At 65.1% G+C, this 8,047-nt stretch carries 5 protein-coding genes, 1 tRNA gene and 1 pseudogene; 6 read left to right on the forward strand and 1 reads right to left on the reverse strand.

Going from position 1 to position 8,047, the window contains the following annotated elements; all coding sequences use genetic code 11:
• From I5M_RS17710 to pepT, 3 genes are all read left to right on the forward strand, one after another.
• Positions 1–2,421: efflux RND transporter permease subunit (locus I5M_RS17710; RefSeq protein WP_022722620.1), on the forward strand; the 2,421-nt coding region annotated here is incomplete at its 5' end.
• A 181-nt stretch (positions 2,422–2,602) separates the two neighbouring features.
• On the forward strand, positions 2,603–2,914 hold the full coding sequence (locus I5M_RS17715; RefSeq protein ID WP_022722621.1) for an HU family DNA-binding protein: 312 nt from the start codon (positions 2,603–2,605) through the stop codon (positions 2,912–2,914).
• A gap of 163 nt (positions 2,915–3,077) precedes the next feature.
• Complete coding sequence (pepT, locus tag I5M_RS17720; RefSeq protein WP_031336867.1) at positions 3,078–4,355, forward strand: peptidase T; 1,278 nt, start codon at positions 3,078–3,080, stop codon at positions 4,353–4,355.
• Positions 4,356–4,587: 232 nt separating this feature from the next.
• Here pepT and I5M_RS17725 read toward each other — a convergent pair whose 3' ends face one another.
• On the reverse strand, positions 4,588–4,887 hold the full coding sequence (locus I5M_RS17725) for a hypothetical protein (RefSeq protein WP_244432044.1): 300 nt from the start codon (positions 4,885–4,887) through the stop codon (positions 4,588–4,590).
• A 138-nt stretch (positions 4,888–5,025) separates the two neighbouring features.
• On the opposite strand from I5M_RS17725, the gene I5M_RS17730 reads away from it, so the two are divergent.
• The 3 genes and pseudogenes from I5M_RS17730 to I5M_RS30045 form a co-directional block, all read left to right on the forward strand.
• Positions 5,026–5,102, forward strand: a tRNA-Val gene (locus I5M_RS17730).
• A 389-nt stretch (positions 5,103–5,491) separates the two neighbouring features.
• Positions 5,492–6,682 carry an efflux RND transporter periplasmic adaptor subunit gene (locus I5M_RS17735; RefSeq protein WP_022722624.1) on the forward strand — a complete coding sequence of 397 codons (1,191 nt, stop codon included), beginning with the start codon at positions 5,492–5,494 and terminating at the stop codon, positions 6,680–6,682.
• Between the two features lie 27 nt (positions 6,683–6,709).
• Positions 6,710–8,047: pseudogene (locus tag I5M_RS30045) on the forward strand (efflux RND transporter permease subunit); the annotation flags it as partial.

The following is an 8,047-nucleotide window of genomic DNA, read 5'->3' on the forward strand; positions in this document are numbered from 1 at the left end:
GCATGTCGTGCTCAGGCCAGCGGCGGCACGCCGGTGCTGCTGCGCGATGTCGCCCGCGTCGAGCTCGGACCCGACGAACGCCGAGGTATCGCCGAACTCAATGGCGAAGGCGAAGTCGCCAGCGGCATCGTGCTGCAGCGCTTCGGCGTCAACGCGCTCGACGTCATCGAGCACGTCAAGCAGCGCTTCAAGGAGATCGCCTCCAGCCTGCCGAAGTCGGTCGAGATCGTCCCGGTCTACGACCGCTCGACGCTGATCTATGCCGCCATCGACACGCTCAAGCACACGTTGCTGGAAGAGAGCCTGGTCGTGGCCGCCGTGTGCATCGTGTTCCTGCTGCACGTCCGCAGCGCGCTGGTGGCGATCCTGATGCTGCCGGTCGGCGTGCTGATGGCGTTCGCGGCGATGAAGGCGCTCGGCCTCGGCTCCAACATCATGAGCCTCGGCGGCATCGCCATCGCCATCGGCGCCATGGTCGACGCCGCCATCGTGATGATCGAGAACGCCCACAAGCATCTTGAGCGCGCGGCACCTGACGCATCGCGGGTCACGGTGCTGATCGAGGCAGCGGCCGAGGTCGGGCCGGCGCTGTTCTTCAGCCTGCTCATCATCACCGTGTCGTTCCTGCCGATCTTTACGCTGGAGTCGCAGGAAGGCCGGCTGTTCAGCCCGCTCGCCTTCACCAAGACATTCTCGATGGCCGCCGCCGCGCTGCTGTCGGTGACGCTGGTACCGGCCTTGATGGTGATCTTCGTCCGCGGCCGGATCGTGCCGGAGCACAGGAACATCATCAACCGCGCGCTGATCTTCCTATATCGTCCGTTGATCCGCGGCGTGCTGCGCGCCAAGATTCTGGTGATCGTGCTGGCGCTGATCGTGCTCGGCGTCTCGGTGTGGCCGGCCTCAAAGCTCGGCAGCGAATTCATGCCGGCCCTCAACGAAGGTACGCTGCTTTACATGCCGACGACGCTGCCCGGCCTGTCGGTCACCAAGGCGGCCGAGCTGTTGCAGATGCAGGATCGCATCATCCGCGGCTTTCCCGAAGTGGCTTCGGTCTACGGCAAGGCTGGCCGGGCCTCGACCGCGACCGATCCGGCGCCGACCGAGATGTTCGAGACGGTGATCAACCTCAAGCCGAAGGAAGAGTGGCGCGCTGGTCTCACGATCGACGGCCTGATCGCCGAGATGGACAAGGCGCTGCAATTCCCCGGCGTCTCCAATGCCTGGACCATGCCGATCAAGGCGCGCATCGACATGCTGTCGACCGGCATCCGTACGCCGGTCGGCGTCAAGGTGATGGGCAGCGATCTCGCCGAGCTCGACAAACTGGCGCGGCAGATCGAGCAGGTGCTGAAGTCCGTGCCGGGCACGTCCTCGGCTTACGCCGAGCGCAGCCTCGGCGGCTATTACTTGGAGATCGCGCCCGACCGCGATGCGCTGGCGCGCTACGGCCTCGCCGTTCAAGATGTGCAAGACACCATCGCCACCGCGCTCGGCGGCCAAAGCGTCACCACCACGATCGAAGGCCGCCAGCGATTCACTGTCAACATGCGCTACCCTCGCGAGCTGCGCGACAATCCCAAAGCGATCGCCGATGACATCCTTGTAGCATTGCCGGCCGGCGGCACGGTGCCGCTCGGCGAAGTCGCCAGCGTCAAGCCGGCGCGCGGGCCGACCTCGATCCGTACCGAAAACGGCCAGCTCGCCACCTACATCTATGTCGACATCCGCGACCGCGACCTCGGTGGCTACGTTGCCGACGCGCAGCGCGCGGTGCAGAGCCAAATCGTCTTCCCGCCCGGCACCTATGTGATGTGGAGCGGCCAGTACGAATATCTCGAACGCGCCGCGGCGCGGCTCAAGATCGTGGTGCCGGTCACGCTCGCAATCATCTTCCTGCTGCTCTACATCAACTTCCGCTCGCTGACCGAAACCCTGATCGTGATGCTGTCGCTGCCGTTCGCGCTGGTCGGCGGACTGTGGATGCTGTGGGCGCTCGGCTTCAACCTGTCGGTCGCCGTCGCGGTCGGCTTCATCGCGCTCGCCGGCGTCGCCGCGGAGACCGGCGTGGTGATGCTGATCTATCTCAACCACGCGCTCGACGCCGTCGCGGCGCAGCGCGCCACCGAGGGCCGCCGCCTCAGCCGCGCCGACCTTCACGCCGCCATCATGGAAGGCGCCGTCGAACGTGTGCGGCCCAAGATGATGACGGTGGTGGCGATCATGGCCGGGCTGATGCCGATCCTGTGGAGCACCGGCACCGGCTCGGAAATCATGCAGCGCATCGCCGTGCCGATGATCGGCGGCATGGTGTCGTCGACGCTGCTGACGCTGATCGTGATCCCGGCCATTTTCGGCTTGATCAAGGGAATCGGCCTCGAAAGAGACGTCCCGGATGGGCTCGCCCAGCCGGCAAAATGACGAATAAGGGTGTCCGCGCACGTTCGCGGGCGCCGCAAAGCCCCGGAAAACGGCGTTTATTCGACCTTGGATGCGAAAAAACCGCTGTTTTCGGGCAAAACAGCGTAGGCAGGCCTTACCCGAATCGATTAAGGCCTGCTACGTCTGAGTTTCTTGAAAGCCACCACAAGAGGAGGGCCTTATGGCGAAGAAAGCAGTTGCGAAATCCGCGACCCCGACGACGGTTACCCTGAAGCATCTGGCGGCGGCGCTGGCCGAAGAGCACGAGCTGTCCAAGAAGCAGACCGAGACCATTCTCGGCGACATGGTGGCCCGCATCACCAAGCACCTGAAGAAGGGCGAGCGCATCCGCATCGTCGGCCTCGGCATCCTTCAGGTCCGCAAGCGCGCCGCCCGCACCGGCCGCAACCCGGCCACCGGCGAAACCATCCAGATCAAGGCCAGCAAGAAGGTCGCCTTCCGCGCTGCCAAGGAACTGAAGGAAGCCATCTAAGGCTTTCTGCGACGGCTCAACGCCTGTCTGCGCGATCCCGGGTCAGCCTTGCGGCTGATCTGGGATTGGCCGCCTTGCGGCTGTTTAGGGATGCTGCCATTTTGCCGACGCGCCACCACGGCGCCAATGACGCGCTTCGACGCGATTTTCCGGCAGTGACATCTTGGCAGCTCAATCCAATCTCTCTTCGTCTCCCATCGCCTTCACGCACGGCGTGACCGAGCGCTTCCTGCGCTATGTGGCGATCGACACCCAATCCGATCCGGCCTCAAAGACCTGTCCATCGACCGAGAAGCAGAAGACGCTCGGCGCCCTTCTGGCGCAGGAGCTGCGCGAGCTCGGCCTTGCCGACGCGCATCTCGACGAACACGGCTATGTCTACGCCACCATTCCGGCGACTACCGACAAGCCGAACGTGCCGGTGGTGTGCTTCTGCGCCCATATGGACACCTCGCCCGATTGTTCAGGCGCCGGCGTCAAGCCGCAGATCTGGAAGGACTATCGCGGCGGTGACATCACCCTGCCGGGGGATCCCAGCCAGGTGATCCGATTTGCCGAGCATCCGGCGCTGGCTGATCAGATCGGCCACGACATCATCACCACCGACGGCACCACGCTGCTCGGCGCCGACAACAAGGCCGGCGTCGCCGAGATCATGGATGCGGCGGCATTTTTGCTTGCGCATCCAGAGATCAAGCACGGTACGCTCAAGATCCTGTTCACGCCGGATGAAGAGATCGGCCGCGGCGTCGACAAGGCCGACCTGAAGAAGCTCGGCGCCGACTTCGCCTACACGATGGACGGCGAGAGCGCCGGCCATATCGAGGACGAGACGTTCTCGGCCGACTCGGCGGTCGTCACCATCGAGGGCGTCAGCGCCCATCCGGGCTTCGCCAAGGGCAAGATCGAGCACGCCATCAAGATCGCCGCCGCGATCGTCGAGCGGCTGCCGAAAGACCATTGCTCGCCGGAGACGACCGAAGGCCGCGAAGGCTTCCTGCACCCGGTCGGCATCTCCGGCACGCTGGAGAAGGCGACATTGAGCTTCATCGTCCGCGACTTCAGCGAAACCGGACTTAAGGAGAAAGAGGCGCTGCTGCAGTCGATCGTCGACGGAGTGATGCGGGCCTACCCGCGCTCGCGCGCCAGCATCGCGATCGGCGAGCAGTATCGCAACATGAAGCAGGTGCTCGACCAGCATCCCGAACTGGTCGAGAACGCCAAGGAGGCGATCCGCCGCACCGGGCTGGAGCCGGTGCTGGCGCCGATCCGCGGCGGCACCGACGGCGCACGGCTCTCCTTCATGGGCCTGCCCTGCCCCAACGTGTTCGCCGGCGAACATGCCTTCCACTCCCGGCTCGAATGGGTCAGCCGCCAGGACATGGAAAAGGCGGTGCAGACCATCGTCCACCTGGCGATGATCTTCGAGGAGAAGGCATAAAGACGCGCCGAGAGCAGTTCAGCTTCTAAAGCGTCAACAACAAGCACAACCTCATGGTGAGGAGGCGCGAAGCGCCGTCTCGAACCATGCGCCGCGGGTGCTGTGTAGCCCCATCCTTCGAGACGCCCCGGCTACGCCCTGCGGGCTACGCCGCGGCTCCTCAGGATGAGGACTCAGTGCATCTTAGGACGGGTCGAATCGCTTCAATCAATCCCCAAAGCGCTCCAGGCGATCAGTTTTGCGAAGCTGGCGTCGCTGGCTTGCTGTGCTTGGGGGCGGGCTTGGCCGCTGGTTTGGCGGCGGTCGACTTGGCTGTCGATTTCGGATTGTTGGCCTCCCCGCCGCGCACCGTCCCCCAGGGATCGCTCGGCGCCTTGGCATCGGGAACATTGCTGAGGGAACGCCTGTAGGCACGTTCGGCGCGCCGCTCGGCGTCGATTTCCGACGGCGTCTTCTCCGGGTCAGGATCGCCGTATTTCTGGATCGGCTTGTCCTGGGCCAGAGCCTGCCCCGCCATCAGCGCCAAAATCATCGCCAAACAAACGCGCTTCATAGTCTTCTCCCGGCTCCACCCGAGCGCTGAATAGCATCACAAGGCCACCCCCGCCACCGCGTCGGCCGATCCCGACGCCTTGCACCCGAGCCCGCCCGCAGGCTACATAGCCCCGCCGGGCGGCTAGCTCAGCTGGTTAGAGCATCTCGTTTACACCGAGAGGGTCGGGAGTTCGAATCTCTCGCCGCCCACCATCCCCCCCCCCCTGACATCATCTCTGGCTTTCGACCATGTGGTCGCGGACTCTCCCGCGGCTCTGCATCGGGGCTGGTTGCGCGACAAACAATTGGCAAGCGCTTCCCCGTCACCGCGCCGTTTCCGTGATCTCGTCATCATCAGCTCGACGCGCTGGCGCGGCGTACCCTGTTACCTCGGCTAAGCCGCGTAGTAACTACTTCATGACAGCGCACGTCGAATAGCTGATACATCACCTACTCATCTCGTTTGATTGACCCCGATTTCGGAATCAGTTCCATCTCCCGTATCGCGCGCCGACGGGACCGCGACGATGGCGGGCAACGGCTGAGTTCGACGGATGAATTGGCAACGCACATCACCGCCGCCGGCTCGTCCGGCATGGGCCATGTTCGCCGCTTTGTCGTGCGTGCCCTTCGTGCTCTCGGGGTGCAAGGAGCAGAACAAGTACGCGCCGCCGCCGCCCGCCAAGGTCACGGTCGCGCCGCCGACGCAGGCGCCGGTGACGCTCTATTCCGAATTTACCGGTAACACCGCGCCCGTCGCCTCGGTCGATCTTGAAGCCCGCGTCCAGGGCTTTCTCGAAAGCGTCGATTATCTCGACGGCGAGGCCGTGAAGAAAGGCCGCGTGCTGTTCAAGATCGAGCGCGCGCAATATCAGGCGCAGGTCGATCTGCAGCAGGCGCAGCTCGACGGCGCCAAGGCCAAGCAGGTCAATACGCAGCGCGAATATGATCGGCAATCGATCCTGGGGCAGAAGGACGTCGCCACGCAGCGCGCGGTCGACGATGCACAGACCAACCTGGCGACCGCCATTGCCCAGGTGGCGGCGAGCCAGGCCTCACTCGCGCTCGCCAAAACCTCGCTGGACTACACCACGGTCAGCGCGCCATTCGACGGCGTGGTGACGCGCCGGCTCGCCAACCCCGGCGCGCTGGTCGGCTCCGCCGGCCCGACCAAGCTCGCCACCATCCTGCAGGTCGACCCGCTCTACGTCTATTTCAACATCACCGAGCAGCAGCAGATCAATCTGCGCGACGCGCTCGCCAAGCAGGGCAAGACGCTGAAGGACTTGCGCGAGGAGCGGCTGGAGATGCCGATCCAGGTCGCGCTGTCGTCGGATGCCGCGTTCGAATATTCCGGCAAGATCGACTACATCGCGCCGCAGATCGACTCCTCCACCGGCACGCTGCAATTGCGCGGATCGCTGCCCAATAAGGATGTCGCGCTGGTGCCCGGCCTGTTCGTCCGTGTCCGCGTCGCCGTCGGCAAGATCGAGGATGCGCTCCTGGTCGACGACACCGCCGTGATGTCGAACCAGACCGGCAGCTACGTCATGGTGGTCGGCAACAACAACGTCGTCGAGCAGCGCCAGGTGACGCCCGGCACGCGCGAAGGCGCGCTGCGCGTCATTACCAGCGGCCTGACCAAAGACGACAGAGTGGTGATCGGCGGCGTTCAGCGCGCCATCGCCGGCAACACCGTCAACCCGGTGGCGGGCGCCATGCCGGCCCTGCCCTCCGCACCGAAACCCGCGCCCGCGGCGCTGCTTCCCGGAGCCGGTGCGACCAAGCCCTGATCGATCGGCCGACACGAGGCGTTGCCCATGTTCTCGCGCTTCTTCATCGAACGGCCGGTGCTGTCCAACACGCTGGCCTTCCTCATCATCCTGCTCGGCGCCCTGGCGCTGGCGCGGCTGCCGGTCGCGCAATATCCCAACGTCGTGCCGCCGACGGTCTCCGTCACCGCGAGCTATCCGGGCGCCAGCGCGCGGACAGTGATGGACACCGTGGCGCTGCCGATCGAGCAGCAGGTCAACGGCGTCGAGGGCATGATCTACATGCAGTCGACCAGCGCCAGCGACGGCAGCTACAGCCTGGTCGTCACCTTCGACATCGGCACCGATCCCGACATGGCGCAGGTGCTGGTGCAGAACCGCGTCTCGCTCGCCACCGCGCAGTTGCCGGCCTCGGTGGCGACGCAGGGCCTCAACATCAAGAAGAAGTCGACCTCGATCCTGCAGTTCGTCAGCCTGTATTCGTCCGACGGCCGCTACGACAATCTGTTCCTGTCCAACTACGCCAAGATCAATCTACAGAACGAACTCGCCCGCCTGCCCGGCGTCGGCGACGTCTCGGTGCTCGGCTCCGGCTCTTACGCGATGCGGATCTGGCTCGATCCGGACAGGCTGCAAACCTACGGCCTGACGCCGAGCGACGTCGTCAAGGCGATCCAGCAGCAGAGCACGCAGGTCACCGCTGGCCTCGTCGGCGGCCCGCCGACGCCCAGCACGGTGAACTTCCAATACGCGCTCGACGTCGTCGGCCGCTTCAACGAGGCCACCCAGTTCGAGCAGATCGTCGTCAAGGCCGTCGACCAAGGCGGCGGCCAACTGGTGCGGATCGGCGACATCGGCCGCGTCGAACTCGGCGCCTCGTCCTACGGCCAGACCGCGACGCTCGACGGCAAGCCTTCGGCGGCGATCGCGATTTCGCTGCTGTCCGGCGCCAACGCGCTGACCGTGGCCGAGTCCGTGAATGCCAAGATGAAGGAGATGGCCAAGACCTTCCCGGCCGGCCTCGACTACAAGGTGTCGTTCGACTCGACCAAATTCATCACCGCCTCGGTCGACGAAGTCTACGAGACGCTGGTGATCGCCGCCGTGCTGGTGCTGGTGGTGATCCTTTTGTTCCTGCAGGACTGGCGGGCGATGCTGGTGCCGGCCACCACCGTTCCGGTGACGATCATCGGCGCCTTCGCGGCGATGGCGGCGATGGGCTTCACCGTCAACACCACCAGCCTGTTCGCGCTGGTGCTGGCGATCGGCATCGTGGTCGACGACGCCATCGTCATCGTCGAGGGCGTGTCGCGCCATATCGCGGCCGGGATGTCGAACCGCGAGGCGGCGGGAAAGCGATGTCCGAGCTGTTCGGCCCGATCATCG

Origin of the sequence: Rhodopseudomonas sp. B29, assembly GCF_000333455.1 — a bacterium.
Taxonomy (GTDB): Bacteria; Pseudomonadota; Alphaproteobacteria; order Rhizobiales; family Xanthobacteraceae; genus Rhodopseudomonas.